Here is a 24,136-nt window from a genome sequence, read left to right as displayed (position 1 = left end):
GGTTCGTTCGGGGGCGGGGAGTCCGGGCGCTCAGAACACGGACCAGCCGGCCAGGCGCGCGAACTCCTCGATGGCGGCCACGGCGCCGGTGGAGTTGCCCGCCCGGTCCAGCCGCGGACTCCACACGCAGATCGAGCCCACTCCGGGGAGGACCGCCACGACGCCACCGCCGATGCCGCTCTTGGCCGGCAGTCCGACGCGGTAGGCGATGTCGCCGGCCGCGCCGTACATCCCGGCGGTGAGGAGCACGGCGTTGACCCGTCGTACGGCGGCGGCATCGAGCGGCCCGCGCGCACCCGTGCGGTCGGCGAGGAGGAGCGCCGCGCGGGCCACGGCGAGCGCGGACGCGGTGATCGAGCACTGCTCGAAGTACTGCGCGAGCACGGCGTCGACTCCGTGCAGCAGGCGGCCGTGCTCGGCCAGCACGTGGGCGATCGCCCGGTTGCGGTGGTCGTGGGCCGCCTCGGAGAGCGCGACCCGGCGGTCGCGCTGGACGTGCTCGCCGCCGAGGTCGCGGAGCAGGTCGGTGACGGCTCCGGCAGCATCTCCCGTGTGATGGAGCAGCCGGTCGGTGACCACGAGCGCCCCGGCGTTGACGAACGGGTTGCGCGGGCGCCCGGCATGGGTCTCGAGCTCGGAGACCGAGCCGTAGCCGGCGCCCGAGGCGTCCCAGCCGACGTGCTCCCAGGCGGTCGGCTCGTCGCGGAGCAGGGCGCACAGGGCGAAGAGCTTGGTGACGCTCTGCAGCGAGAACGGCCGGTCGGCATCGCCGACCTGGATCTCGGTCCCGTCGAGGAGTGCCACGGCGAGGCCGAACCGGTCGGGGTCGACCCGGCTGAGCTCCGGGATCTGTGCCGAGACCTCGCCGGTCGTCGCGGCGGCCCGGCCGTGCTCGGCGGCTGCGTGGGCGTGCTCCACCAGCGCGTCCGCGGGCCGTCCTACTGCGCTCCGGCCCTCCGTCACACCGCAGGTGCTCACGTTCCTCGTCCTCCTCGTCCTCCGCCCGCGCCGAGCGTAGGGGAGCTTTAAGGACTAGTCAATAGACCTTTTGGCCCAGGGTTTCGGCCGCGTAAATGTTCTCGACTAATAGGTCTGTAGGTCTTGTCTTTAGACCTTTATTCGGCCTAGTCTCCCGGCATCTGATCGAAAGGTGGCAGCGCATGTCTGCAAACCCTGTTTCACCGTCGGGAGTCGACGAGTCCACACCCCAGCAGGCCCGGCTCAAGCCCGGAGCGATCGGCCTGGTGGGCGTCGTCTTCATGGTCGTCGCGTTCTCGGCGCCGACGACGGCGATGACCGGCAACCTGCCGGTCGCGGTCGGCTTCGGCAACGGCGTCGGAGCGCCCGCCGGGTTCATGATCGCCACGGTCGTGCTGACGATCTTCAGCGTCGGCTTCGTGGCCCTGGCCCGCCACATCACGGCGGCGGGCGCCTTCTACACGTTCGTCTCGCGGGGCTGGTCCCGCATCCCCGGCCTCGCGGCCGGCGTCATGTCGATGTTCACCTACATGACGATGGAGGCCGGCCTGATCGGCATCTTCTCCGTGTTCGCCGACCAGGCGTTCTCGGTCCAGCTCGGCATCGACCTCGGCTGGCAGCCGTACGCCGTCGTGGCTGCCGTCGCGATCGCCGTCCTGTCGCACTTCGACATCTCGGTCGCGGCCAAGGTGCTCGGTCTGGTGCTGGTCCTGGAGATCGCGGTCCTCGCCGGCACCGCCTTCACGGTGCTGTTCAAGGGCGGCGGCCCGGACGGCATCATCTGGGACTCGGTCAACCCGCTCAGCGCGCTGAGCACCAACGACGTCGCCGGCGGTGTCGTCGGGCTCGGCCTGCTCATGGCGTTCTGGTCGTGGGTCGGCTTCGAGTCGACGGCGATCTACGGCGAGGAGTCGAAGGATCCCAAGCGGATCGTCCCGCGCGCCACCCTGATCGCCGTGATCGGCATCGGCGTCTTCTACACCTTCATCTCCTGGATGACGGTCAGCGCCAACGGTGCCCAGCGCTCGGTGGAGCTGGCCTCGGGCCCCGCCCCGTTCGACCTCCTCTACGCACCCACCCGCGAGTACGTCGGCAGCTGGGCGGTGACCGCCTTCGAGTGGCTGGTCGTGTTCGGCTCCTTCGCCTGCGCCCTCGCGATCCACAACTCGGCGGCGCGCTACCTGTTCGCCTTCGGCCGGGACCGGCTGCTGTGGCACCGGATGGGCGAGGCCCACCCGCGGCACGCCTCCCCGTGGGTCGCCTCGCTCGTGCAGACCGGCTTCGCGGTCGTCCTGCTGGCGGTCTGCTGGGCGACGGACGCCGACCCGTACGCGACGCTCTTCGTGCTGGTCGCGATCCTGGCGACGATCTGCCTGCTCATCGTGCAGACGCTCTGCTCGGTCTCCACGGTCGTCTACTTCCACGTGAAGAAGGAGCACCCGGAGACCGCGCACTGGTGGCGGACGCTGACCGCCCCGATCATCGGCGGGCTGGGCATGCTGTTCGTGACCTACCTGATGCTGTCGAACATGAAGGCCGCGGCGGGTGCCGCCTCGGACACGTTGTTCTTCAAGCTGATCCCCTGGATCGTGGTGGGGCTCCTGGTGGGCTCGATGGCCGTCGCGGCGTACCTGCGCTCGAACCGGCCGCAGCTCTACGGCCGGATCGGCAGCACTGTCTTCGACGAGGTCCACGACACCGTCGTGTGAGCCCGGTCCGCCGGTCGCGAGCGAAGGAGGAGAAGGTGCCGGAGACCGAGAGCCAGCGCGTCCTGGTGACGGGCGGCAGTCAGGGCATCGGCGTGGGCATCGCCCGCTCGTTCGCCGCGACCGGGGCCCGGGTGGTGGTGACCGGCCGGAGCCCCGAGCGCCTGGCGGCGGCGCGGGAGCGCCTCGCTCGCGAGGGCGTGGCGGTCGACGTCCTGGTCGCCGACGTGGCGCACCGCGCGGGCTGTCACCGGATGGTGGCCGAGGCCGCCGACCTGCTGGGCGGGCTCGACGTGCTCTGCGCCAATGCGGGCGTCTATCCGGAGCGGCGGATCGAGGACCTGACCGAGGAGTCGGTGGACGAGGTGCTCGGCACCAACCTCAAGGGCACGATCTTCGCCGTCCAGGCGGCGGTGCCGCTCCTGGCCGCGTCGGGTCGCGGCCGGGTGGTCGTGACGACCTCGATCACCGGGCCCAGCACGGGCTATCCGGGCCTGGCCGTCTACGCCGCGAGCAAGGCGGCCCAGCTCGGCTTCGTCCGGACGGCGGCGCTGGAGCTGGCGCCGCACGGGATCACGGTGAACGCGGTCAGTCCCGGCGCCGTTCGCACGGAGGGACTGGCCGGGCTCGGCGCCGACGCCATCGAGGCGATGATCCGGGTGATCCCGGCGGGTCGCCTCGGGGAGCCCGACGACATCGGCGCCGCCGCGGTGTACCTGGCGAGCGCCGGGGCCGCGTTCGTCACGGGCCAGGAGCTCGTGGTCGACGGGGGGCAGGTGCTCCCGGAGCACCCGGACGCGGTCAGCGCTTGAGCCAGGCCTCGAGGGTGTGGCGGGTGTCGTCGATGTGCGCGGCCATGGTGCTCGCGGCCAGGTCGCCGTCGCCGTCGGCGATCGCGTCGAGGATGTCCTCGTGGCGGTCGTTGGCGTTCTCCTCCAGCCGACCGAAGATCGCGCCCACCGGTGCCCACATCCGGCGCCGGGCGTCGGCCACGGAGTCGTAGAGGGCGGGATTGCGCGCCACCCGGGCGATGCCCATGTGGAAGGCCGTGTCGAGGGTCTGGAACTCGATCACCTTGTGCGGGGTCTGGTCCTCCAGGGACGCCGTGAGCGCGGCGTCCATCTGGGTGAGCAGGGAGCGGAGGTCGGCCAGCTCCTTGGCACGGCGCCGCTCGGCGGCCAGCCGCGAGGCGGCGCCCTCGACGATCACGCGGAAGTCGAAGGCGTCGCGGACGGCGGCCTTGTTGGCCTTCATCATGCGCCGCGTCTCCGCGGCGTCGTAGGTCGGCGCCTGGACGATGAACCCGCCGCCCCGGCCACGCCGGACGACGATCAGCCCCTCGCGCTCGAGCACGGCGACGGCGGCGCGGACGACAGTGCGGGAGACGTCGAGCATCTCGGCGAGGTCGCGCTCCGAGGGCAGTCGGTCACCGGGGCGGAACTGGCCGCTCTCCATCGAGCGGCGCATCTGGTCGAGGACCAGTTCGTGCGCGGCGATCTGCCGCACGGGGGTCAGGCCGAGCGTGACCGGGTCCATGGCTGCCGTCCTCCTTCCTGGAGCCCGCGATGACAGCACTCCGAGACCGCACAGGCTAGCGGACCGGACGACCGGAAAGTCCGAATGTCTGGGCCAATCGGTCCTGGGGTGCCGCGACCGTGTCCGCGAAATAAAAGACCTAAAGACTTGACCTTTAGATCGAATGGCCCACAAACTGGACCCATCTTGTTCATCCGTCGGGAAGGGACCCGTTCGTGAGTCGCAAAGTCATCGTCACCGGCGGCGCCGGAGTCATCGGCCAGGCCATCTGCTGTCGTCTCGTCGAGGGCGGCTTCGCCCCGGTCGCGGCCGACCTGAAGGACGCCGTCGACGCCCTGGACCTCACCGACCCGGCGCTGGCCGGCGCGACCTCCGTGGTGATGGACGTGACCGACCGGGCGAGCGTCGAGCAGGCCGTGGCCGCCGCCGTCGCCTCGGGCGAGACGCTGCGCGGCGTCGTCAACTGCGCCGGGATCCTGCGCGACTCGTTCCTCGGCGAGCTCGACGAGGCCAAGCTGGACCTGATGTTCCAGGTGAACATCGCGGGTATGGCGCGGGTCACCGACGTCTGCGCGCCGCTGCTCACCGAGGGCAGCGCCATCGTCAACGTCGGCAGCCTCACCGGCCACTTCGGCCGCTTCCGCGGCGCCTCGGTGTACGGCGCCACGAAGGCCGGCATCGCGGCGTACACCCGCTACACCGCCGAGGAGCTCGCCGCGCGCGGCATCCGGGTCAACAACGTCGCCCCGGGCGTGATCCGGGCGCCGATGAGCCCGTCGATGGCCCGCGTCTCCGGCGGCGAGGAGGTCTCCGCGTCGTACGCGATGCTCAAGCGGATCGGCGAGCCGCACGAGGTCGCGGAGGCCGTGGAGTTCCTGCTCTCCGACCGGGCGTCCTTCATCACGGCGCAGACGCTGCTCGTCGACGGCGGGGTCGTCGCATGGTGACGGCGAGCGGACTCGAGACCGGGCCGGCGGCCGACGCCACCGGCCTCGACGTCGACGCGGCCAACGCCGAGGCCTTCGCCCGGCTCACCGCCGCGGACCCGTGGGTCGTCGACGTCCGGCCGGCCCGCGAGGTGATCCCCGGCTACACCGACGACCTCGTGCTCACGTCCGGGGCGCCCATGCCCTGGTCGGAGTACGTCGGCGGCCAGCGCGAGGCACTGATCGGCGGCGCTCTCTTCGAGGGCCTGGCCGCCACCCGCGAAGAGGCGATCGCCGGCTTCGAGAGCGGCGCGATCCGGGTCGGTGCCTGCCACGACTACGGCGCGGTCGGCTCGTTGGCGGGCATCTACACCGCCTCGATGCCGGTCTTCGTGGTGGAGAACCGGACCCACGGCAACGTCGGGTTCTGCAACTTCTACGAGGGCAAGGAGCCGCGTCGGCTCAACTACGGCTGCTACGACGAGGGCGTCCACGAGCGGCTCCTGCACGTCAACGAGGTGCTGGCGCCGGTCGTCGGCGAGGCGATCCGGCGGCAGGGCGGCATCGCCCTCAAGCCGCTCATCGCCCGCGCGCTGCGGATGGGCGACGAGGTGCACAGCCGCAACGCGGCCGCCTCGGTGCTGTTCAACCGCGAGATCCTGCCCGCGGTCCTCGACATGATCCAGGAGGGGGTGCCGCACGTCCGGGAGACGATGCTGCACCTCGCCGAGAACGACTACTTCTTCCTGCGCCTGTCGATGGCGGCGTCCAAGGCCAGCGCGGACGCGATGAAGGACGTCGCCGGGTCCACCCTGGTCTCGGCCATGGCGTTCAGCTGCCGCGGCTTCGCGATCAAGGTCGCCGGGCTCGGCGACCGGTGGTTCGAGGGCCCGCCGCCGATCCACCAGGGCAAGCTCTTCGCCGGGCACACCGAGGACGAGATCACCTGGATGGGCGGGGAGTCCCCGATCACGGAGACGGTCGGTCTCGGCGGATTCGCCCAGGCCTGCGCGCTGTCGCTGCAGGACTACCAGGGCGGCTCGCCCGAGGTGATGATCGAGCGCAACAAGGAGATGTACGAGATCACCCACGGGGAGAACCCGGACTACCGGATCCCGCTCTTCTCGTTCCGGGGGACTCCGACCGCGGTCGACGTGCGCAAGGTCCTCGCGACCGACATCCTGCCCGTGATGGACGTCGGCCTGGCCGGTCGCGACGGCGGTCAGATCGGCGCCGGCGTGATCCGCGCGCCGCGGGCCTGCTTCGAGGCGGCCCAGGCGGCGCACGCCGACCGTTATGACCGAGACTGAGCCATGCACGAGGCGATGCACGAGAACGCACGCGGGACCAGCCTGACCTACGCCGGCGAGGTCGCGGTCGTGACCGGCGCGGCGGGTGGGATCGGCGCGGCCACCGCGACGCTGCTGCTCGACGCCGGGCTCACCGTGCTCTGCCTGGACCGGGTGGTCCCCGACGGCAACGGCGGATACGACGGACGGCGGCGCTGCGCGGCGGTCGACGTGACGGACGCCAACGGCCTCGGCGCCACGCTCGACCGACTGCGTGCCGGTCTCCCGCTCTCGTACGTCGTCAACTGCGCCGGGATCCTCGACGAGACCGGGTTCGCCGGCGCCGGCTCCGAGAGCTGGCTGCGCACGCTGGACGTCAACCTCGTGGGCGCCTACCGGGTGCTCGACGCGGCCGGGCCGCGGTTCGCCGCGGCGGGCGGCGCGGTGGTCAACGTCGGGTCGATCGAGGCGCACCGGGTGATCGCGCTCAGCAACCCCGACCCCAACCCCGCCTATGCGGCCTCCAAGGCCGGGCTCGCGATGCTCACCCGCACGGCGGGCCGGGCGCTCGCGGCCCGGGGGGTACGGGTCAACACGGTCTCGCCGGGCTTCGTCGCGACCGCGATGGCCGCGGCGCACGGCACCGCCGCGCAGCTGCCGCCGGCGCTGGCCGCCCGGGTGCCGCTCGGCCGGTTCGCCCGCGCCGACGAGGTCGCCGCGGCGATCGCCTTCCTGCTGGCCGACCAGGCGTCGTACGTGACGGGGGCGGACCTGCGCATCGACGGCGGGTTCGAGCTGACATGAGCACCGGACCGACGGGGATCCCGTCCCTCCCGCTGGTCGCCGGGCCCGGCGCCGTGGCCGACGAGATCTCGCTCGGGCGGGTCACCCGGACCGGCTCGTGGGCCGAGCTCGGCGAGGGCACCTTCGCCGCCGCGCGCCGCGCGCTGGCCGAAGGGCGGTCCGAGGACGCCGCGCGGCTGGTCGAGGTGTCGCTCCTGGAGGCCGACGAGCTGCGTGACGTCTACGGCAGCTGGCCGGGCACGACGGTGGCCTGGGTGCGCGAGCGCGGTATCGACCCGGCGGTGCTCGCGGCCGAGGAGGCGCGGCTGCGCCGGCTCCTGGGCCAGGGTCCCGAGGACGGCATCGCCGCACGCTGGGGCGACTACGTCGCGAGCGCCGAGCACGCGGCGACGCTGTGCCGCACCGGCGGCATCGCCGACGCCGACGCCGCGGTGGAGGCGGCCCGCGTCTGCTGGCAGGGCATCCACGACGACGCCGTCGACCTCGTGTCCGGCATGATCGACGTGGCCGTCCGGCTGGTCGGCGAGGACGCCCTCGGCGAGTTGTGGGACCACCTGATGGCCGACTGGTACGACGTCCACGAGCGCCGCTACGCGCTGGCGAGCCAACCCTGGACCGAGTCGGCGCGGCAGCTCGCCGTCGCTGTCTTCGACGGCTTCCACGCCCACCTGACCGGCCCCGACCGCAGCGGCGCGGTCGAGGTGATCGAGGAGCCGGACCGGATCGGCTTCCGCTTCGCCCCCTGCGGCTCCGGCGGTCGCTCGCTGGCCGCGGGCATCACCGGCGGCAGCCCGCGGGCGGCGGCGCCGTACGGCTTCGCTGTGACGACGCAACCGCACGACTGGGCATGGAACAAGGTGGGCGTCTGCTCCTACTGCGTCCACTGCTGCCAGCTCAACGAGGTGATGCCGATCGACCGGCTCGGCTACCCGACCCGGGTCATCGACGCGCCGACCTGGCCGGCCACCGAGGAGAACCCGTCCTGCACCTGGTGGATCTATCGCGATCCCGCGCTGGTGCCGGACGCTGTCTATGAGCGGGTCGGCCGCAGTCCCCGACGCCGCCCGAGCGCGGAAGGAGGGACGCGATGAGCGTCGCGCTGACCCAGTTGGAGGTGCCCGACTACGACCTCGGGCTCCGCGGCAAGCTGGTGCGCACCGAGAAGCTGGACGGCGACGGGCTCACGTTCTGCACGATCGTGCACGGCCTCTCGCTCACAGACGAGGTCACGGACACCCCGACCAGCAGCGCCGCCAACGGCTATCCCGACGCCCGGGTCCGAGTCGACCCCGACACCGTGGTCGAGCTGCCCTGGCGCACCGGCACCGTGACCGCCGCCATCGGCGACCTGGTCGACGCGGACGGCGTACCGATCCCGGCATCGGCGCGCGGCCTGCTCGGCCGCCTGGTCGGCCGGTACGCCGAGCTCGGGCTGGAGCCGGTGCTCGGCTTCGAGTACGAGCTGTGGATCGAGGACGCCGCGACCCGCGCCCCGCTCGGCCGCACCGAGAACGCCTACAGCCTGACCCGGCTGCGGGAGACCGAGGCGGTCGCGGCCGACTTCGTCGACCGGATGGAGCAGATCGGGGCGCCCGTCGAGGCGTTCCACGCCGAGCTCGGCCCGGGCTTCTTCGAGTTCGCGCTCAAGCCGCAGCCCGCGCTGCGGGCCGCCGACGGCGCCGCCCGCGCCCGCCAGTACTTCCGCGACCTGTGCGCGGAGCGCGGCCTGCGGGCCACCTTCATGGCCAAGCCGTACGGCGACCGCTCGGGCGCCGGCGGGCACGTCCACTCGAGCCTGGCCCGGGACGGCCGCAACGTCTTCGCCGAGCGCCCCGGGGAGGTCTCGCCGCTCGCGCAGGGCTACCTGGCGGGGATGCTGGCGACGATGGGCGACCTGACCGCGCTGGTTCTCCCGTTCGTGAACTCCTACAAGCGGCTCGACAAGGAGATGTTCGTCGCCGAGTCGGCCACCTGGGGCCTCGACGACCGGAGCACCGCGCTGCGGGTCCTGGTCGACTCGGTCCCGGGCGCGCGGGTCGAGCACCGCCGCCCGGGCGCGGACGCCAGTCCCTATCTGGTCGCCGCGGCCCTGCTCGGCGGCGGCCTGGCCGGGATCGACGAGGGTCTCGCGCTGCCGCCGGCCGGACCGCGCGCCGACGCCGAGCCGCTGCCGGCCGACCTGCGGTCCGCCGCCGACCGGCTCGAGGCGTCGTACCACGCGAAGGCCGTGCTGGGCGAGGACTTCGTCGCGGGCTACGCCGCGACCCGCCGCAACGAGGCCGACCGCTACGAGCACTGGCTGCGCACCACCATCACCGACTGGGAACTTCGACGCTACGGAGAGCACCTGTGAACCATCCCGCTGGCCCGATCGTGGACCTCGACACCTTCGAGGACCTCGCCCGTCGCGGCGAGGTCGACACCGTCATCTGCGCCGCGCCCGACCCGTACGGTCGCCTGGTCGGCAAGCGGCTGACGATCGACGCCTTCCGCACCCTGTGCCTTGAGGGGCAGGGTGTGAACGCGAGCAGCTTCGTCTTCGCCGTCGACCTGGAGATGAACCCGCTGGACCTGCCGGTGTCGAATGCCGACAACGGCTGGGTGGACATCCGGCTGGTGCCGGACCTGGCGACGCTGCGGCGGGTGCCGTGGGAGCCGCATGCGCTCATGGTCATCTGCGACGCCTACCAGGGGGACGCCGACGTCCTGCTCCCGGTGGCGCCGCGCACGATCCTCAAGCACCAGCTCGCCCGTGCCCGGGAGCACGGGCTGGCCTTCCAGTTCGCCTCGGAGCTGGAGTTCTTCGTCGCGGCCGTCTCGCCGGCCGAGGCCTGGCAGGCCGAGTACCGCAATCTGCGGATGCTCTCGGACTATCGGTCGGACTACCAGGTCGTCCAGGGCGGGCGGGACGAGTGGTTCGTGCACCAGATCCGCCAGGACATGCCGAAGTTCGGGGTACCCGTCGAGTCTTCCAAGCCGGAGTGGGGCCTGGGCCAGCAGGAGATCACCCTCGACTACTGCGAGGCCCTCGAGATGGCCGACCGGCACGTGCTCTTCAAGCACGGCATCAAGGAGCTGGCCCACCGCGCGGACCTGACCGTCACCTTCATGGCCAAGCCCAAGATCGACGAGGTCGGCTCGTCGTGTCACCTGCATGTGAGCATGTGGGACGCCGAGGACGGCTCACCGCTGTGCTGGTCGGAGGAGACCGGCGGCATGTCGCCGCGGTTCGGCTCCTTCGTCGCCGGGCAGCTGGCCCACGCCGTCGAGCTCGGTCTGCTGTTCGCGCCGACGGTCAACTCCTACAAGCGCTACCTGCCCGACCAGTTCGCGGGCACCGCGATCGCGGTCGGCCACGACAACCGCTCGTGCGCCTTCCGACTGGTCGGGCGCGGCGCGTCGTACCGGGTGGAGAACCGGATCCCGGGCGCCGACGTCAACCCCTACTACGCCTTCAGTGCCACCATCGCCGCCGGCCTGGCCGGGATCGAGGCCGGCGATCCGACGCCGCCGGTGTTCGCCGGCAACGCCTGGGGCAACCGGTCGGTCGAGGTGATGACCTCGTCCCTGCACGACTCGGTCGAGCGGTTCTCGCACTCGAAGCTCGCCCGGTCCGCCTTCGGCGACGAGGTGTTCGAGCACCTGCACGCGTCGGCCGCGGCCGAGCTCGCCTCCTTCGAGTCCGGTGCCGTCACCGACTGGGAGGTCAAGCGCTACTACGAGCGCGTCTGAGCCGCGCCCGTCCGAACCGACCGCACGACACCACACGCACGCCACGACACCGACGATCGGAGCCGTCATGCCCCAGCCGCTGCACCCCCTCGCCCAGAAGCTCATCGACGACGCCCACGCCTCGCCGCGCCCGAACGCGCACCTGCTGCCGGTGGCGGAGGCCCGGGCCAACTTCGACGGCGACCTCGGCGGCCTCGCCAAGCCCCCGGTCGCCCGGGTGGTCGACGTCGTCGTCCCGACCCGGGACGGCGCGGAGCTGCCGGGACGCCTGTTCCTCCCGGACGGCGCGGGCGACCTGCCGCTGACCGTCTACTTCCACGGTGGCGGGTGGCTGCTGGGCAGCATCGAGTCGCACGAGACGACGACCCGGCTCCTGGCGCTGGCCTCGGGTGCCGCGGTCCTCAGCGTGGGCTACCGGCGCGGGCCGGAGTCCCGCTTCCCGACCGCCGCCGAGGACGCGTACGACGCGGTCGTCTGGGCGGCCGAGCCCGGTCACCTGCCCGGGGTCGACGTGACCCGGATCGCCGTCGCCGGCGACAGCGCCGGCGGCAACCTCGCCGCGGCCACGGCCCTCGCGCTGCGCGCGTCGGGTGCTGTCGCCCTGCGTCACCAGCTGCTGGTCTACCCGGTCACGACCTGCGACCTGAGCATCGGCTTCGACGCCGACTACGAGGGCATCATGCTCTACCGCGACGAGCTGCAGTGGCACCAGGACAACTACCTGGCCTCGCCCGCCGACGCGACCGACCCGCGGGTCGCCGTACTCGACGCCGACCTGGCCGGCCTTCCCGAGGCGACGGTGGTCCTGGCCGAGTGCGACCCGATCCGCCCGCAGGGCGCACTCTTCGCGAAGGCGCTGGCCGACGCGGGCGTCCCGGTCGAGGTGTGCGAGACGCCGGGCATGATCCACGGCTTCTTCGGCCTGGAGGAACTGTTCCCGACCGCGGTCGACTCGATGCGCTTCGCCGGCGAGCGGCTCGCGGCGGCGTTCTCGCGGGACGGCTCCTGATGACCGCCGCCGGCCGCACCGCGCTCGTCACCGGGGCGGGCGGCGGGATCGGGGCGGCGATCGTGCGCCGCCTGGTCGCCGACGGGATGCGGGTGCGCGCGACCGATGTCCGTCCCGTCGCTGAGGTGGCCCTGCCGGAGGGGGCGGAGTACGTCCCCTTCGACCTGCTGTCCGGGGATCCCCGCGACCTGCTCGCCGGCTGGGACAGCCTGGACCATCTCGTGAACGCGGCCGGGGTCGCCCTCTTCGACGACGACGGCTCGTTCCTGGAGACCTCCGAGGAGGTCTGGGAGACGACGATGGGCGTCAATCTCCATGCCCTGCGCCGGCTGACCGCCGCGGCGGTCCCCCTGGTGCGCAACGGCCGTGGGCGCAGCATCGTGCACGTGGCCAGCACCGCCGGCGTCCGTGGCATGGACTCTCCGCTCGACGCCTACCAGGTGAGCAAGGCCGCGGTGGTCTCGCTCTCGCGCTCGCTGGCGCTCCAGCTGGGGCCCGAGGGCATCCGCTGCAACACGGTGTGCCCGGGCGCCGTGCTCACGCCGATGATCGACTTCCTGTACGAGCGCTCGCCCGAGCGCCGCCTCGACATGGAGAGTCGGACGCCCCTGCGCCGCCTCGGCCTGCCGGACGACATCGCCGGCGCCGTGGCCTTCCTGCTCTCCGACGACGCCGCCTTCGTGACCGCGACCGATCTGGTCGTGGACGGCGGCTGGACGGCCCAGATCAAGTAGCGCCGGCCGGTCCGGCCGGCGTGACGGACGTCGCCCGCGCGGCGTCCGGCACACCTTGACACCCTCACAAAAGACCCAAACAATAGACCAATAAGCCTTTGACCAGGCTCGTGATGGAGGAGACAGCGGTGAACTCAGCAGCACCCGCGCACCGGGCACCGGGACACCGGGTCGCGATCATCGGGGCCGGCTTCAGCGGCATCGCCGCTGCCGTCGCGCTGAGCCGGCGCGGCATCGACTACGTCGTCTTCGAGTCGGCCGAGGGCATCGGCGGCACCTGGTGGAAGAACCGGTACCCCGGGGCCGAGGTCGACCTGGAGTCGCACGTCTACTCGTTCTCCTTCGAGCGCAGCGACTGGACCCGCACCCACGCCGGGTGGCAGGAGCTCCAGCGCTATCTGGAGGACACCGCCGCGAAGTGGGGCGTGACCCCACGCGTCCGGCTGAACACGAAGGTGGAGGAGGTCCGCTGGGACGAGGCCTCCGCGACCCACACCCTACGGACCGCCGACGGCGACGAGCACGGGCCGTTCGTCGCGGTGATCAGCGCCGTGGGCTTCCTCAACATCCCCGCCGTTCCGCCCTTCGCGCGCGGCGAGACCGCCTTCGAGGGCGACCTCTGCCACACCTCCACCTGGCCCGAGGGCCTGAGCATGGACGGCCGCTCGGTCGCCGTCGTCGGTACCGGGAGCTCGGCGGTCCAGATCATCCAGGAGGCCGCCCGCGCGGCCCGCGAGGTGAAGATCTTCCAGCTCGAGCCCAACTGGCTGCTGCCCAAGGACGCGCGGGAGTTCACCCCGCGTGAGCGCCGGCTCAACCGGCTCGCCCCGGTCTACGCGTGGCGTCGGCTGCGCCTCTACCTCGACTACGACCTGCGCCAGTTCCGCTCCGGCCATGCCCGCGTCGGCGGCCGCGCGAACACCCGGCGCAAGCAGGCGTCCCTCGAGTTCCTGCGCACGTCGCTGGCCGGTCACCCCGAGCTCATCGAGCACGCCACCCCGAACTTCCCCTTCGAGGCCCGGCGCACCGTCATCAGCGACACCTACTACCCGGCCCTGCTCGACCCCAAGGTCACCCTGGTCCCGCACGGCGTCAAGGAGCTCACCCGCACGGGCGTCGTCGATGCCAACGGCGACGAGCACGACCTCGACCTGGTCGTGTTGGCGACCGGCTTCGACGCGGCCAACTACCTCGGCAACTTCCGGGTGTACGGCGAGGGTGGCCGCTCGCTGCACGACCACTGGCAGGGCGAGCCCGAGGCGTTCCTCGGCCTGATGGTCCCCGGATTCCCGAACTTCTTCATGATGTACGGCCCCAACACCAACTCGATCCCGCTCGTGCACTTCTACGAGGCGCAGGCCAGGTTCGCGGCGAGCCTGATCGCCCGCCTCGACGGCGAGCACCGCCGGATCCGGCTGCGCGAGGACGCCATGCGCCGGTTCAACAGCTGGATCCAGCGCCGGCTGCGGCGCACCGTCTGGGCCGCGACGGACAACTACTTCCAGGCCGGCAGCGGCAAGATCGTCTCCCAGTGGCCGGAGGGGCCGACCGCGTACATCCTCGCCACGCGGCTGCTGCGCCGGTGGGCGGTGCGGGTCGACTGACGAGGGCTGCCTCGGTCGGATCACGACTCGCCGATAGAACGCTGCCGGTGGCCAGTCGGCCGAGCACCCCGATCACTGCAGGTCGACCCCATCCACCCGGAGCCGGTTCGCATCGAGTGGCCGGCTATGCCGACAGACCCGCGGCCAGGCAGGCGCGCTCGAGCTCGGCGAGTTCGTCGGGCGGCAAGGTCGTCAGGGGCGCTCGTACGAATGTGGACCCCATCGGAATGCGGCCGAGGAGTCCGAGCACCGTCTTCATCCGGTTGTGCTGATCCAGGAAGGGCTGCCGGTAGCAGGCTGCCGCCAGCGGGTAGATGCGATCCCAGAGGTCGCGAGCCCGGTCGAGGTCACGGTTCTGCACCATCGTCCACAACTCGGCCTGGAGATCGCCCACGATGCTCCCGTGTGCGGAGAGCACGCCGTCGCTCCCGACGACGAGTGAGGACAGGAGCGAACGGCTGAAGCTGCTCAGGACGGACACGTCGGGCCGCACCTCCTTGACGGCGCGGTAGGTGTCCTCGTACTCCACGATGTCGTAGGACCATTCCTTGACCGCGGTCACGTTGGGGATCCGTGCGAGGATCTCCAGCACGGTGGCGGCCGTCATGGTGAGCGGTGAGCTGACGGCGTACTTGAAGATGATCAGCGGCACGTCGACCGCTTCGGCGATCGTCTCGTAGTGCGCGACCTGGGTGCGTGGGTGGCTCGGTCCACCCCCGGCGAACGTCCCAGAAGGGAACAGCAGGAGGGCCCGCGCGCCGGCGTCGACCGCGAGCCGCGCCTGTCGAGCCGCCCGAGCGCTGCCGTCCTCGTAGATGCCGGCGACCACGCCGATGTCGTCACCCAGGCTCGTGGCGACGGCGCCGATGAGCCGCTGCCTTTCGTCATCATCAAGCGTCGCCACCTCCGACGCGTGTGCCGTGGTCGTGATCCAGCGCACGCCGTCGATGCCAGCCAGCCAACGGACATGGTCGCCCAGGGCCGTCCAGTCGATCGCGCCATCGGCGAGCATGGGGGTCAGGTGGGCCGGAATCACCCCGGAGATCGGCGGCGCGTGCCTCATCGGACGCTGCACACGAAGTCCCACACGAGCTGCCACGTCTCCTGCGGATGCGACAGGTTCGGACTATGGCTCGCGTCCATCTCACTCACGCGCACCTCGCTCGCGAACGAGGCCGCCAACAGCGAGGCCCAGCCAGGCTCGACCAGCGGATCACGCAGACCCGCGATGATGTGCACCGGAATCGTGACATCGACGAGTGAGGCCGGGAACGGATCGGCCGGCCGCGCGACCTGGTGCGCCGGTGCGGGTTTGTGGTGCGGGGCCATCATGCTCTGGAAATGACCCGGCGCCTTGGCCCAGGCGACCCGCTCGCCCAGGTAGGCATGCCAACCCACGAACGGCTCTGTGACCAGGCGCATCAGCCGGTCCATGTCGGCCGTGGTGCCGTCGAACGTACCCAGCTCCCGCAGCGCGAGCGGAGTGCGCCAGGGACCGCCCGTACCGGAGATCGTCGTGACCGATGCCAACCGCTCGTCCGCCTGGGGCAGCTCGAGGGCGCGCAGCGCGACGGAACCTCCGAAGGAGTTGCCCACCAGGTGCACCCGACCGGTGATCCCGACGTGGTCGAGCAGGTCGAACACCGCAAGTGCACGGAATCCGTAGGGTGACCGATCGAGGAAGACCGCCTTGTCGCTGCCCCCGAATCCGAGCAGGTCCGGCGCGATGACGCGGACGTCGGCCGGCAGATGAGCGAACGTCCGCTGCCACGTGACATCGGCGCTGGCACCCCACGCTCCGTCATGGAGCAGGACGACCACCTCGGCGGCTTCGCCCACCTCGTTGTCGAGGAAGCGGATACGGAACGACCCGACCGTCGCGAACCTCTCGACCATGCCAGGGGGAGCGACATTCATGCGGACTCCTCTTGTCTGTCGTGTCCGCGCAAGGCGAACTGGGGATAGCCGCCCGCGGCCTCCTGGCGGAGTAGGGCGGAGAAGCGATCGAGCCCGCCGACGTAGAACATGAACACGCGAGGCTTGCCCGGGATGTTCGCGCCGAGGTACCAGGACTCCGCCCGGGGATAGAGGGTCGCGTCAGCGGCTTCGCGCACCGTCTCGGCCCAGCCGTCGACGGCTTCCCGGCGCGGTTCGACCCATGTCGACCCCGCGGACGTGGCGCTCTCGATCAGGCCGGCCAGCCACTCGACGTTGACCTCCGTGTGCAGGGCAATGTTCGTGAAGGCGGCTGGACTGCCGGGACCGTTGACCAGGAACAGGTTCGGAAAGCCCGCCGTCGCCATGCCGAGCAGCGTGCGGGGACCGTCCGCCCAGGCATCCTGAAGGGTCTCGCCGCGCACGCCGCGGATGTCGATGCGGGACAGGGCGCCGGTCACAGCGTCGAAGCCGGTCGCGAGCACCAGGTCGTCGAAGGTGAAGTGGCGGTCCCGCGTCCGCAGGCCGTCAGCGGTGATGGCCTCGATCGGGTCGGCCCGGACGTCGATCAGGCTGACGTCGTCGCGGTTGAAGGTCTCGTAGTACTCGATGTCGACGGGCGGGCGCTTGGCGGCATAGGGGTGATCGTGCGGCACCAGCAGTTCGGCGACCTCGGGCCGCGTCACCGTCTGGCGGATCTTGTCGCGGATGAACTCGGCCGCGGTCTCGTTGGCGTCCTCGCTCGTGCTGAGATCGGCGAACGCGGCCCGAAACGCCAGGCCACCGCCCTGCTCCCACATGAGTTCGTAGACCTCGCGCCGTTGCTCCTCGGTGACCTCCAGCGCCGATCGCGCGCTGATCTCTGGCGTGCGCGGCGGGAAGCCGGCCTTGGATTCGCGGGCCAACCGGCGACGCTCGCGGTACGTCGCGCGCACCTGCGCCAGCTGCTCAGAGGTCATCGCGCAGTTGCGCGCGGGCACGCTGTAGTTGGGAGTCCGCTGGAACACATGGAGGTGCTCCGCCTGCCGGGCGATGAGCGGGATCATCTGGATCCCGGTCGAACCGGTGCCGATGATGCCGACGCGGCGGCCCGTGAAGTCCACCGGTTCCTCGGGCCACTGGGCCGAGTGCAGCACCCGGCCGACGAAGTCGTCCAGGCCCGGCAGGTCGGGACGGTAGGGCTGCGACAGAGGGCCGGTGGCCATGACCACGAAACGGGCGCGGTAAGTGTCGTCGCCGGTTCCCACCGTCCACTCGTGCTCGGCCTCGTCGAAGACGGCGCTGCGTACCTGCGTGTCGAAGTCGATCAGCTCGCGCAGCTCGAACCGGTCGGCCACGTGGTTGAAGTAGGCCTCAAGTTCCGGCTGGGAGGCATAGCGCTCCTTCCAGTCCCACTCGTTCTCGAGCTCGGAGGAGAAGGAGTAGGAGTAGTCAACGCTGTCGATGTCGCAGCGAGCACCCGGATAGCGGTTCCAGAACCACGTGCCGCCGACCCCGCTTCCGGCCTCGAGCACCCGGACGGACAGCCCCTTGGCCCTCAACAGAAAGGCTGAGTACAAGCCCGCCATTCCAGCGCCGACGATGACGACGTCGACGCGGCGCAGATTCGCCATGGTGGTGTCCTCACTCACTCTTGCGGCCACAGCGCGGTCGTCAGCGGCTCGAGTTCTAGCCGCTGGGTGAATTCCGGCAGCAGGTCGCGGACCTGAGCCAGCAGCTCTGCCTCGTCGAGACCGGTCAGACGACCTTCGTCAACGACGCGCTCGCCGTCGACGAAGACCGTCGAGACAGTCGCCCCAGTGGCGGAGTACACGAGGTTCGACACGGGGTTGTGCAGAGGGACCCACGCGGGCGCGTCGGCGTCGAACAGCACGAGGTCTGCTCGTTTCCCGACCTCGAGCGATCCCAGGTCATGACTGCGACCGATCGCCCGGGCGGCATTGATCGTGGCCATCTCCAGGGCGGTCTCCGGCGGCATGACTCGGGGGATCAGCCGGACCTCCTTGTAGCCGCACGTCGCGAGGAACATCTCGCGCACCATGTCGACCGATCCCGACGACGCGTGGTCGCAGCCGAGCCCGATGTTGACACCGTCGGCCAGCATCTCCGGGACCATGCCCATCTTGATCACGCCGTAGCCGTTGTGCATGCTCGAGCTCGGATTCAGCGTCACGCTGCTCCCGGAGTCACGGATCAGCCGCACCTCGTGCGGCTCCAGCCAACCTGCGTGCGCGATCAACGTTCGCGGGCCCAGAGCACCAAGGCGATCGAGCCGTTCGATCTCGGGCTCGCCGAACTTGCCGATCGAGGAGTCGTGTGTCGACTGCGCGAAGCAGGCGTGCATCTGGAGAACCGCGTCGTGCTCCGCGCTGACCGCCAGCAATCCGCCGATGAGCTCATCGCTGGAGTTGTTGAGCCCGCGGAAGGAGACCGACACGTCGACACGGCCGCCGAGCTCGCCCCGGTAGGACTCGATCAGAGCGCCGGCCTCGTCGGCGGCCTGCTCGGGAGTCGAGATCAGCTCGGCCGGGATAGCACCGAACTCCGATCCCGCCAGGTCGAACGCGCTCCTGGCCAGCACTGCGCGGATGCCGACCGGCGCGATGCCGGTCAGGGTGCTGTGCGGGTGCACGTTGCCGGGGTCGACGAAGCACGTCGTGCCGTGTCGCAGCATCTCCCGGGCGGCGAGGCGGGCACTCAGCTCGACGTCAGACGCCGACAGAGCCGCCTCGTAGGGGTACATGCGCTGGACGAGGAACTCTCGTGCGTTCGCCTCGTCGGCCAGCCCGCGCGCCAGGTGGAAGGAGGAGTGCAGGTGCAGATCGATGAAGCCGGGGGTGACGACGGCGCCCCGCGCGTCGTGACGCCGTGCGATGACGGCGTCACCCAGGGTGGCGGCTACCTCGTCGGCCTTGCCGATCGCGACGATGCTCCCGTCGCGCACCGCGACGGCCGCGCCGGCGATGACCCGGCGTCGGTCGTCGACAGTGATGAGACTGCCGATGTTGTCGATCAGTAGGTCGATCGGGCCAGACATGGCGGTCACGGGATCAGCGCGCCGTCAGGACCGACGTAGTCCAGGTCGGCCGCCACCTTGATCTCCAGGAGAATGTTCTCCTCGGCCGACTCTGGAGCGAGGGCCGAGCGGTGGGCGACGCCGCGCGGGATCACGAGCGCCTGCCCCGACCGCAGCACGTGCGTGCCGAGCTCGGTCTCCCAGCGCAGCGCGCCCTGGATGCAGATGATGATCTCGCTGTGGTCGACACTGCGGTGCCAGAAGCCCATGTCCTCGTGGCTGCGCTTGGAGATGTCGAGCTTCGCGGCCGAGGAGTACAGCACCCGCAGCGGCGCACCGTCGGCCTTGTTGTAGTTGTCCGGCGAGATGCTCGGATGGTTGATATCGAAGACCGTCAACATGCGGTCTGCTTCGGCACCTGCGATCGGTGCGGCCGGGCGGATGATGGAAATGCGGCTATCACCGTTGGTGATCACTTCGCGGGTCGGAACCGTGGGCGCGGTGGCCATGGTGGTCGTGTCTCCTCGAGAGTCGTTCATGGGTGGGTCAGGGTGGGGGAACCGTCGACGCCGGCACGGTCGGGCCGGGCAGGCGCTCCAGGCGGCTGCTTGACCAGCAACCGGTAGAGCTCGGTCCGCAGGTGTGCGAACTCCGGTAGGTCGCGCGTGGTGGTCTGGCTGCGGGGCCACGGCAACGCGTTGACGATCTCGGATCGCACGCCGGTCGGTCGGCCGCCGAGGACGACGATGCGGCTCGACAGGTAGACGGCCTCGTCGATGTCATGGGTGACGAACAGGATCGTCACCCCGAACTCGTCTCGAACCCGCAGCACCAGGTCCTCGAGCTCGAACCGGGTCTGCGCGTCGACCGAGGCGAACGGCTCGTCCATGATCAGGATCGATGGCTCGTAGGCCAGCGCGCGGGCGATCGCCACGCGTTGCTGCATGCCCCCGGACAGCTGCCACGGATACCGCGACGGCACATCGGCCAAGCCCACCGATTCCAGGGCTGCGTCGACACGGCGACGCTTGCGCGGATCACGACGGGCCGAGCGACCGATCGGGAACTCCACGTTCTTACGCACCGACAACCACGGCATGAGGGAGCGTGAGTAGTCCTGGAAGACGACGCCCACCTCTCTCGGTGGTTTGGTCACCTCCGTGCCCAGTACCGAGACCGACCCGGCGGTGGGCGCCATCAGTCCGGACAGGCATTTCAGCAGCGTGGTCTTGCCTGCGCCCGACGGCCCGACGGCCCGACGATCGCGGCGAGCTCGCCGCGATCGACGGCGAAGCTGACGTCGCCCAGCGCCTCGTAGGTGGCGCGGCCGGAGCCGTAGGTCTTGCCCAGGTGCGAGACTTCGACGACGGGCATGTCATCGCTCCATTCGTTGTGACTGCCAGTACCAGCGAAGGACCAGCCGTTCGAGAAGGACGTAGCAGCAGTTCAGGACGACGCCGAGGAGACCGAGGAGGATGATCCCCGACCACATGTCGGGGATGGCGAAGCTGCGCTGCGAGATCAAGATGAAGTAGCCCAGGCCGTTCGTCGACGCGACCATCTCGCTGACGACGATCAGGATGATCCCCAGCGAGAGAGCTGAACGGATGCCGGCCGAGATGCTCGGCCCGGCTGCCGGGATCACGACACGGAGCACGTATCGGGCCCGGCCGACGCCGAAGGTCTGCATCGTGGCACGCAAGGTCGAGTGCACACCGCGCACTCCCTCGACGGTGTTGAGCAGGATCGGCCAGACGGCGCCGAACACGACGATGACGATCTTCATCTGGTCGCCGATGCCGACGGCAAGGATCGCTGCCGGGATCAGCGCGGCCGGCGGGATCGCGCGGAGGAACTCCAGGTACGGGTTCACGGCGCGGTAGGCGATCGGGACCAGACCGATGAGCGTCCCGAGGCCGATCCCTAGGACGGCGGCGACCAGTAGGCCGATCCCCATGCGTCGTAGGCTGGGCAGCACGTCGGAGCTCCACCGCTCGAACAGCCACAGGTCCTGGAAGGAACCCCAGATGCGTTCCGGTGCGGGGAAGTAGATCGACGTCGCATGGGCGGCGAGGTTCCACCACAGCACGACCAGAAGAACGGGGACGATCGCCGGGGAGAGGAGAAGCGCGATCTTGCGCACGCCGCTCACCGTGGCCCGTTCCGATGTGCCGAGTGCCAGTGCAGCGTGGCCCGTTCCACCCGCTGGAAGAGCGCATTGACTCCCCAGCCGAGCAGTCCCGTCACCGCGATCAAGGTGTGCATCCGGTCGGTTGCCCCGCTGCTCTGCGCCACGAAGATCTCCCGGCCGAGCCCTTCCATTCCGACGATGATCTCGAGCGTGACGCAGAGGATCAGGCTGACCGAGGCGCCGATGCGGAAACCGACAGCCATGGAGGGCAACGCGCTCGGCAGAGCGATGCGCCACCGCGTCGCGACCGGACCGAGGTTCAAGGTCGCGGCGACGTCCTTGAGCACCGGATCGGTGCCCAGGACGCCGTAGATCGTCTGCACGATCATCGGCCAGAACGCCGTGTAGGCGGTCAGGAGGATCTTGGTCGAGTCCGTCGCTCCGTAGAGCAGGAGGAACAGCGGCAGGATCGCGACCGACGGGATAGGCCGGAAGAACTCGATGAGGCCGGACACGGCCCGGTAGAGGCCGGCGCTCGACCCGAGCAGCACACCCAGGACGGCGGCCAGGAGCACCGCGATGATCAGGGAGACGATCCAGGTGCTCAGGGTCGCCCAGACCGCGGACCACAGCACGGCCGACCCCACGAGATCGACGAAGGCCGTGCCCAGTGCTGCCGGGCTCGGAAGAACTGCCGCACCCACCAGACCCGTCTCGGTCGTAGCCATCCAGATCAAGAGGATGGCCGCGCCGAAGACCACGGCTGGACCATTGACGACCCGGCGAAGTCTCGCGGCCGCCCCCGAGGGCGCGGTGATCAAGTCACTCACGAACGACGTCGTCATAGGAAGGCGCCGAGTCTTCGTCCATCAGACCGAACGTGACCATCAGGTCGACCATGAACTGGAAGTCCGAGTCCGACATGGTGTCGGTGGCCCACTGGGGGAGGTTCATCGCCTGCAGGATCGGTTCCGGGATGTCCAGATAGCTCGAGATCGCCTCGCGCGCCACGGCGGGGTCGTCGATAGCCAGTTGCTGCGCCTCGTAGATGGCCGTCTGGAAGCGCTCGACGGCCTCCTCGTTCTTGCTCAGGAAGCCCTCGGAGGTGAAGTAGGTGTCCACGATGAGTCCCGGGCGCGTGCCCCCGATGCTCCCTACCGGGGCGAGTGCGACGTTCTCCTGGTTCTGCAGGCCGATCGTGCGGAACGGCTCGGTGAGGCTCACGGCATCAACGCGACCGGCCTCCAGCGCTCCGAGCATGTCGGGAAAGGGAATCTCCGTGAGCTCGACGTCGTCGGAGTTGCCACCGAGTTCGTCGATCGTGGCGCGAGTGATCAGGTCGACGAGGCCATTGAGGGCATTGACCGCGATCGTCTTGCCAGCGAGGTCCTGCACGTCGGCGATGCCGCTGTCGGCGCGGACCATGATCCAGTTGGTGTCGCTCTCGAGCACGCTCGCCGCCCCGTCGCTCGTCGCGATCGAAACGATCGGAAGACCTTGGGCTCGGGCCTGGAGTGTGGAGGTCAGGTTCCCGTAGGCGATGTCGACCGACTCGTTCATCACCGACGGCACCACGGCAGATCCGGTCGTTGCCTGCGTGACGGTGACCTCGAGCCCGTGCTTCTCGAAGATGCCCTCCGAGATGGCGATCTGGATCGGTGCGGTGTGTGCGATGGGGAGCACCGAGACGTCCAGCTCGATGACACCGTCGTCGCGCGGCGAGTCCGCCGGATCGCTCGAGCATGCGGAGAGTGCGATGCTCGCCAAGGCCGCCGTGATCACGGCGATGCGCAGGTTCTTCATGGGGTGACCTCCTGTTTCTTGCGAGGGGTGAGGCTGACGGGGTGAACGGAATCAGGAAGCTTGCTGACGGCATGAGCAACGCTGCGGAGGTGGGCGACCATGGCTCGCTCGGCGGCGTCCGCGTCCTGCGCTACGACGGCAGCGGCGATCGCCGCGTGTTCCTTGACCGATGCTGGGATGCGACCGGGTAGCAACATGCTTCGCATTCGTGTCTGTACTGTCAGCGCCGCCAGGTTGTGGACAACGCGCTGGATGGCGGGCTTGCGGCCGGCCTCGAGCACCATGTGGTGGAACGCAGCCTGTGCCTCCAGCACCCCGCTGATGTCGGACTTCTCGAACTTGGCTTCCAACGTCCTGGCGGCGTCGAGGAGCTGGCGGGCCTGAGCATCGGTACGGCGCGCTGCTGCGGCACGGACCACGATCGCCTCGAGCGCGATCCTCGCCTCGATGATCTCAAGGATCTCGGCCTTCGGGACTCGGCGCACAGTCGCACTGTGACCGGGTGCCTTGTCGACCAGGCCCTCGAACTCCAGCCGTGCGAGCGCTTGGCGCACGTAGCTGCGGCTGGTGTTCAGCGCCAGCGCGAGGTCTGCCTCGATCAGTCGATGCCCAGCACGAAGGGTGTCATCGACGATCGACGCACGTATCGCCTCGTAGGCATCGATGTCGCGCTCCAGATCCATGTGGCTCCCTTCACTGGTTCGGCCGGCCGGAGCAACTGTGGGGGAGCCGTAGAACCGGCACAACAAAATTGTCAACAATCAGGCGCACATTCGTGAATGCAGGCGATGCGGGAGCCGGCGCACCTGCCGAGGGCGTGCGGGTGGCGCGCGAGGAAGAGATGTCGGTCCTGGTCCCGGTGCCGTGACAGGGCCTTGGACCAGCACGCGAAGAATGTCAAGAAAGTCCTGAGACACCTGCTGTCAGGCATGT

At 70.2% G+C, this 24,136-nt stretch carries 25 protein-coding genes; 12 read left to right on the top strand and 13 right to left on the bottom strand.

What is annotated here, in order from left to right; translation table 11 throughout:
- Nucleotides 1–30: 30 nt before the first annotated feature.
- The gene (gene glsA, locus QJ852_26510; protein ID WGX96685.1) at nt 31–978 is read right to left on the bottom strand and encodes a glutaminase A; all 948 of its coding nucleotides are present in this window, start codon (nt 976–978) and stop codon (nt 31–33) included.
- 182 nt (nt 979–1,160) lie between these two features.
- Between glsA and QJ852_26505 the strand changes: the two genes are divergently transcribed.
- Both QJ852_26505 and fabG read left to right on the top strand, forming a co-directional pair.
- The gene (locus QJ852_26505) at nt 1,161–2,687 is read left to right on the top strand and encodes an APC family permease (GenBank protein ID WGX96684.1); all 1,527 of its coding nucleotides are present in this window, start codon (nt 1,161–1,163) and stop codon (nt 2,685–2,687) included.
- 35 nt (nt 2,688–2,722) lie between these two features.
- Nucleotides 2,723–3,496, top strand: a complete 774-nt coding sequence (gene fabG / locus QJ852_26500; GenBank protein WGX96683.1) for a 3-oxoacyl-ACP reductase FabG — start codon at nt 2,723–2,725, stop codon at nt 3,494–3,496.
- Here fabG and QJ852_26495 read toward each other — a convergent pair.
- The gene (locus QJ852_26495; GenBank protein ID WGX96682.1) at nt 3,486–4,220 is read right to left on the bottom strand and encodes an FCD domain-containing protein; all 735 of its coding nucleotides are present in this window, start codon (nt 4,218–4,220) and stop codon (nt 3,486–3,488) included. The two genes, fabG and QJ852_26495, sit on opposite strands and share 11 nt — an antisense overlap.
- A 215-nt stretch (nt 4,221–4,435) precedes the next feature.
- On the opposite strand from QJ852_26495, the gene QJ852_26490 reads away from it, so the two are divergent.
- The 9 genes from QJ852_26490 (at nt 4,436) to QJ852_26450 (ending at nt 14,318) form a co-directional block, all read left to right on the top strand.
- Complete coding sequence (locus QJ852_26490) at nt 4,436–5,167, top strand: SDR family oxidoreductase (GenBank protein WGX96681.1); 732 nt, start codon at nt 4,436–4,438, stop codon at nt 5,165–5,167.
- A complete protein-coding gene (locus QJ852_26485) occupies nt 5,161–6,456 on the top strand; it encodes a DUF1116 domain-containing protein (GenBank protein WGX96680.1) in 1,296 nt (431 codons plus the stop codon). The genes QJ852_26490 and QJ852_26485 overlap by 7 nt, the downstream gene beginning before the upstream one ends.
- 3 nt (nt 6,457–6,459) lie before the next feature.
- Nucleotides 6,460–7,239, top strand: coding sequence for an SDR family oxidoreductase (locus QJ852_26480; GenBank protein ID WGX96679.1), 780 nt, complete (start codon nt 6,460–6,462; stop codon nt 7,237–7,239).
- Nucleotides 7,236–8,330 (top strand): hypothetical protein, encoded by a 1,095-nt coding sequence (locus tag QJ852_26475; GenBank protein WGX96678.1) that lies wholly within the window; start codon nt 7,236–7,238, stop codon nt 8,328–8,330. The genes QJ852_26480 and QJ852_26475 overlap by 4 nt, the downstream gene beginning before the upstream one ends.
- Entirely contained in the window at nt 8,327–9,592 is a 1,266-nt protein-coding gene (locus QJ852_26470; GenBank protein ID WGX96677.1) for a glutamine synthetase family protein, read from the top strand. The genes QJ852_26475 and QJ852_26470 overlap by 4 nt, the downstream gene beginning before the upstream one ends.
- Nucleotides 9,589–10,971, top strand: coding sequence for a glutamine synthetase family protein (locus tag QJ852_26465; protein ID WGX96676.1), 1,383 nt, complete (start codon nt 9,589–9,591; stop codon nt 10,969–10,971). Before QJ852_26470 ends, QJ852_26465 begins: the two co-directional genes overlap by 4 nt.
- A 67-nt stretch (nt 10,972–11,038) precedes the next feature.
- Nucleotides 11,039–11,980 (top strand): alpha/beta hydrolase, encoded by a 942-nt coding sequence (locus tag QJ852_26460; GenBank protein ID WGX96675.1) that lies wholly within the window; start codon nt 11,039–11,041, stop codon nt 11,978–11,980.
- The gene (locus tag QJ852_26455) at nt 11,980–12,714 is read left to right on the top strand and encodes an SDR family oxidoreductase (GenBank protein ID WGX96674.1); all 735 of its coding nucleotides are present in this window, start codon (nt 11,980–11,982) and stop codon (nt 12,712–12,714) included. Before QJ852_26460 ends, QJ852_26455 begins: the two co-directional genes overlap by 1 nt.
- A 128-nt stretch (nt 12,715–12,842) precedes the next feature.
- Nucleotides 12,843–14,318, top strand: a complete 1,476-nt coding sequence (locus QJ852_26450; GenBank protein ID WGX96673.1) for an NAD(P)/FAD-dependent oxidoreductase — start codon at nt 12,843–12,845, stop codon at nt 14,316–14,318.
- Nucleotides 14,319–14,442: 124 nt separating this feature from the next.
- On the opposite strand, the gene QJ852_26445 is transcribed toward QJ852_26450, so the two are convergent.
- The 4 genes from QJ852_26445 to QJ852_26430 are packed head-to-tail and all read right to left on the bottom strand — an operon-like array spanning nt 14,443 to nt 19,038.
- Nucleotides 14,443–15,381, bottom strand: coding sequence for a dihydrodipicolinate synthase family protein (locus QJ852_26445; GenBank protein ID WGX96672.1), 939 nt, complete (start codon nt 15,379–15,381; stop codon nt 14,443–14,445).
- Nucleotides 15,378–16,214, bottom strand: a complete 837-nt coding sequence (locus QJ852_26440; protein WGX96671.1) for an alpha/beta fold hydrolase — start codon at nt 16,212–16,214, stop codon at nt 15,378–15,380. Before QJ852_26440 ends, QJ852_26445 begins: the two co-directional genes overlap by 4 nt.
- A 17-nt stretch (nt 16,215–16,231) precedes the next feature.
- Complete coding sequence (locus tag QJ852_26435) at nt 16,232–17,866, bottom strand: NAD(P)/FAD-dependent oxidoreductase (protein WGX96670.1); 1,635 nt, start codon at nt 17,864–17,866, stop codon at nt 16,232–16,234.
- Between the two features lie 14 nt (nt 17,867–17,880).
- Nucleotides 17,881–19,038, bottom strand: coding sequence for an amidohydrolase family protein (locus tag QJ852_26430; protein WGX99508.1), 1,158 nt, complete (start codon nt 19,036–19,038; stop codon nt 17,881–17,883).
- Nucleotides 19,039–19,068: 30 nt separating this feature from the next.
- On the opposite strand from QJ852_26430, the gene QJ852_26425 reads away from it, so the two are divergent.
- Nucleotides 19,069–19,272, top strand: coding sequence for a hypothetical protein (locus tag QJ852_26425; protein ID WGX99543.1), 204 nt, complete (start codon nt 19,069–19,071; stop codon nt 19,270–19,272).
- Nucleotides 19,273–19,295: 23 nt separating this feature from the next.
- Here the strand turns inward: QJ852_26425 and QJ852_26420 are convergent, their stop codons facing one another.
- The 7 genes from QJ852_26420 to QJ852_26390 are packed head-to-tail and all read right to left on the bottom strand — an operon-like array spanning nt 19,296 to nt 23,886.
- Entirely contained in the window at nt 19,296–19,778 is a 483-nt protein-coding gene (locus tag QJ852_26420) for an AraC family ligand binding domain-containing protein (protein WGX96669.1), read from the bottom strand.
- Nucleotides 19,779–19,804: 26 nt separating this feature from the next.
- Nucleotides 19,805–20,467 (bottom strand): ABC transporter ATP-binding protein, encoded by a 663-nt coding sequence (locus tag QJ852_26415; GenBank protein WGX96668.1) that lies wholly within the window; start codon nt 20,465–20,467, stop codon nt 19,805–19,807.
- Nucleotides 20,468–20,484: 17 nt separating this feature from the next.
- Nucleotides 20,485–20,643, bottom strand: a complete 159-nt coding sequence (locus QJ852_26410) for a hypothetical protein (GenBank protein ID WGX96667.1) — start codon at nt 20,641–20,643, stop codon at nt 20,485–20,487.
- Between the two features lies 1 nt (nt 20,644).
- The gene (locus QJ852_26405) at nt 20,645–21,412 is read right to left on the bottom strand and encodes an ABC transporter permease (protein ID WGX96666.1); all 768 of its coding nucleotides are present in this window, start codon (nt 21,410–21,412) and stop codon (nt 20,645–20,647) included.
- A 5-nt stretch (nt 21,413–21,417) separates the two neighbouring features.
- The gene (locus QJ852_26400) at nt 21,418–22,245 is read right to left on the bottom strand and encodes an ABC transporter permease subunit (protein WGX96665.1); all 828 of its coding nucleotides are present in this window, start codon (nt 22,243–22,245) and stop codon (nt 21,418–21,420) included.
- Nucleotides 22,223–23,203: an ABC transporter substrate-binding protein gene (locus QJ852_26395; protein ID WGX96664.1), complete on the bottom strand. Its 981-nt coding sequence runs from the start codon at nt 23,201–23,203 to the stop codon at nt 22,223–22,225. Before QJ852_26395 ends, QJ852_26400 begins: the two co-directional genes overlap by 23 nt.
- Nucleotides 23,200–23,886, bottom strand: a complete 687-nt coding sequence (locus tag QJ852_26390) for a GntR family transcriptional regulator (protein ID WGX96663.1) — start codon at nt 23,884–23,886, stop codon at nt 23,200–23,202. Before QJ852_26390 ends, QJ852_26395 begins: the two co-directional genes overlap by 4 nt.
- Nucleotides 23,887–24,136: the final 250 nt, after the last annotated feature.

This window comes from Nocardioides sp. L-11A, from assembly GCA_029961745.1.
In the GTDB taxonomy this organism is placed as follows: Bacteria; Actinomycetota; Actinomycetes; order Propionibacteriales; family Nocardioidaceae; genus Nocardioides.
The sequence above is the reverse complement of the archived record's forward strand: the minus strand, read 5'-3'. Positions and strand labels throughout refer to the sequence as shown.